This window comes from Aeromicrobium sp. REDSEA-S32_B7 (assembly GCF_001626145.1).
In the GTDB taxonomy this organism is placed as follows: domain Bacteria; phylum Actinomycetota; class Actinomycetes; order Propionibacteriales; family Nocardioidaceae; genus Aeromicrobium; species Aeromicrobium erythreum.
In genome coordinates this window covers 1-2,881 of the sequence record NZ_LUNF01000120.1, presented here as the reverse complement: position 1 = coordinate 2,881, position 2,881 = coordinate 1, and the positions used below count along the sequence as shown (strand labels likewise).

Below are 2,881 nucleotides of genomic sequence, written 5' to 3'. Positions count from 1 at the left end.
GCCAGCTGCTCGATCGGGTACCCGCGGTACTCGAGGATGCCCTTGTCGCCGTCGATGTAGGTGATCGAGCTGCGCGTGGACGCGGTGTTGGTGAAGCCGGGGTCGTACACGGCGATGCCGGGCTCGTCCTCGGTCTTGCCGATCTTGCCGAGGTCGGAGGCGCGGACGGTGCCGTCCGTGATCTCGAGCTCGTACTCCTCGCCCGTGCGGTTGTCGCGGACGGTCAGGGTCTGGTCGGTCACGATGGGTCTCCTGTGACGTGCTGTACGGGTCGTTGATGTGGTCCCGGACTCACTTCCAACCTAGTGCGGCCCCCCTCGGTGCGCGAGGCTGGGTCTCGGGGACCGGACCCGCGACCGGGGCTCGCGTCGTGCCCGGCACCCCGTTTTGACCCGGCTGGGGCGGGCCGGTTACTCTTGGACGTCGTTGTGCCCTGCGTGCGCGATCGCCCTCCGGCGGTCCGGCGCCGACGCGGGAAACCACGTCCCTTCCGCCGCCACCTCGCGGCACGGGACCGCGCAACGACACCGACGCCAAGAACGACAACGAGAAGGTCACGCCGTGCCCACGTACAGCCCGAAGCCTGCTGACATCAGCCGTCAGTGGCACGTCATCGATGCCCAGGACGTCGTCCTCGGGCGTCTCGCCGTCTCGGCCGCGCACCTGCTGCGCGGCAAGCACAAGGCGACGTTCGCCCCGCACGTCGACGGTGGTGACTTCGTCGTCATCATCAACGCCGAGAAGGTCGCGCTGACGGGCAACAAGCGCTCCGACAAGGACGTCTACCGCCACAGCGGCTACCCGGGCGGCCTGAAGACGATCGCCTACGGCGACCTCCTCGACAAGGACGCCCGCAAGGCCGTCGAGAAGTCCGTGGCCGGCATGCTGCCGAAGAACCGCCTCGGACGTCAGATCATCAAGAAGCTGAAGGTCTACGCCGGCCCGGAGCACCCGCACGCCGCGCAGCAGCCCCAGCCGTACGAGATCAAGCAGATCTCCCAGTGAGCACCCGAGCAGAAGAGACGAGCACCGTGGCCGACACCACCGAGACCGACGTCCCCACCAGCACCGACGGCGTCTACACGACCGAGACCTCGCCCTCCTCGGAGATCGCGACCAGCAACTCGGTCATCGCCCCCGGCGCGGCCACCGGCCGTCGCAAGGAGGCCGTCGCCCGCGTGCGCATCGTGCCCGGCACGGGCGTGTGGACCGTCAACGGCAAGCCGCTCGAGGAGTTCCTCCCGAACAAGCTGCACCAGCAGATCGCCAAGGAGGCCCTGGCGGCCACCGGCCTCGAGGGCAGCTTCGACGTCGTCGCCCGGGTCACCGGCGGCGGCATGACCGGCCAGGCCGGTGCGCTGCGCCTCGGCGTCGCCCGTGCCCTGAACGGCGTCGACGAGGAGGTCAACCGTCCGATCCTCAAGAAGGCCGGACTGCTGACCCGCGACGCCCGCATCAAGGAGCGCAAGAAGGCCGGCCTCAAGAAGGCCCGTAAGGCTCCTCAGTACAGCAAGCGCTGACTCCGTTGGGCCGGATCTTCGGCACCGACGGCGTACGCGGCCTCGCCAACCGCGACCTCACGGCCGAGCTCGCGCTCGACCTGTCGGTCGCTGCTGCCCACGTGCTGGGCGAGGCCGGTGCGTTCGCCGACAGCCGGCCCACGGCCGTCGTCGCCCGCGACCCGCGTGCCTCGGGGGAGTTCCTCGAGGCCGCGATCGTCGCCGGCCTGGCGTCGGCCGGGGTCGACGTCCACCTGCTCGGCGTCGTCCCGACGCCCGGTGCGGCGTACCTGACGGCCGAGCTCGACGCCGACATGGGCGTCATGATCTCCGCCAGCCACAACGCGATGCCCGACAACGGCATCAAGTTCCTCGCCCGTGGCGGCCACAAGCTCGACGACGCCGTCGAGGTGGCCATCGAGCAGCGGCTGCGTGAGCCGTGGGACCGGCCGACCGGCATCGGCGTCGGTCGCGTCGGCGACAGCCACGTGGGCGTCGACGCCTACGTCAAGCACCTCGTCGGCACCGTGCCGCAGCCGCTCACCGGCCTGAAGGTCGTGCTCGACTGCGCGAACGGCGCGGCGTACCACGTGGGGCCGGCGGCGTTCCGACGTCTCGGCGCGGAGGTCGTCGCGATCCACGACGAGCCAGACGGCCTGAACATCAACGAGGCGTGCGGCTCGACCCACCTCGACGACCTGCAGGCCGCCGTCGTGCGCCACGGCGCGGACGCAGGGTTCGCGTTCGACGGCGACGCAGACCGGTGCCTCGCGGTCGACGCGTCGGGCCAGGTGGTCGACGGCGACCAGATCCTCGCCGTGCTCGCCCTCGCCCGGCTCGAGCGTGGCCTGCTGCACGCCGACACGGTCGTCGCGACCGTCATGAGCAACCTCGGGTTCGTGCAGGCCATGGAGGCCGCCGGGATCACGGTGCTGCAGACCGCGGTGGGCGACCGCTACGTGCTCGAGGCCATGCGGGCCGGAGGCTTCACGCTCGGCGGCGAGCAGTCGGGGCACGTGATCATGGCCGACCACGCCACCACCGGCGACGGGGTGCTGACCGCCCTGCACCTCGCGGCCCGGATGAGCGAGACCGGCCGTACGCTCGCCGACCTCGCCGGCGTCATGCGACGGCTCCCGCAGGTGCTCGTGAACGTCCCCGACGTCGACAAGAGCCGGGTCGACGCCGACCCCGTGCTGCAGGGCGAGCTGGTGGCCGCGAACGGTGGCCTCGAGGGCCGCGGCCGCATCCTGCTCCGCCCGTCCGGCACCGAGCCGCTCGTCCGCGTCATGGTCGAGGCGCCGACGCTCGAGGAGGCCACGTCGGTGGCCGAGCACCTCGCCGGCGTCGTGCGTCGCACGCTGGGCTGAGGACGCCTACCG

Annotated in this window: 4 protein-coding genes; 3 read left to right on the top strand and 1 reads right to left on the bottom strand. The window is 71.4% G+C overall.

Going from position 1 to position 2,881, the window contains the following annotated elements; translation table 11 throughout:
* Nucleotides 1–242 (bottom strand): citrate/2-methylcitrate synthase (locus A6Q79_RS08730; RefSeq protein WP_317697807.1); only part of this gene is annotated, 242 nt, incomplete at its 3' end.
* A gap of 319 nt (nucleotides 243–561) precedes the next feature.
* Here A6Q79_RS08730 and rplM point away from each other — a divergent pair.
* The 3 genes from rplM to glmM are packed head-to-tail and all read left to right on the top strand — an operon-like array spanning nucleotide 562 to nucleotide 2,869.
* On the top strand, nucleotides 562–1,005 hold the full coding sequence (gene rplM / locus A6Q79_RS08725) for a 50S ribosomal protein L13 (protein ID WP_067859709.1): 444 nt from the start codon (nucleotides 562–564) through the stop codon (nucleotides 1,003–1,005).
* 26 nt (nucleotides 1,006–1,031) lie between these two features.
* The gene (gene rpsI / locus A6Q79_RS08720; RefSeq protein ID WP_083516450.1) at nucleotides 1,032–1,520 is read left to right on the top strand and encodes a 30S ribosomal protein S9; all 489 of its coding nucleotides are present in this window, start codon (nucleotides 1,032–1,034) and stop codon (nucleotides 1,518–1,520) included.
* A gap of 5 nt (nucleotides 1,521–1,525) precedes the next feature.
* Nucleotides 1,526–2,869: a phosphoglucosamine mutase gene (gene glmM / locus A6Q79_RS08715; RefSeq protein WP_286689816.1), complete on the top strand. Its 1,344-nt coding sequence runs from the start codon at nucleotides 1,526–1,528 to the stop codon at nucleotides 2,867–2,869.
* Nucleotides 2,870–2,881: the final 12 nt, after the last annotated feature.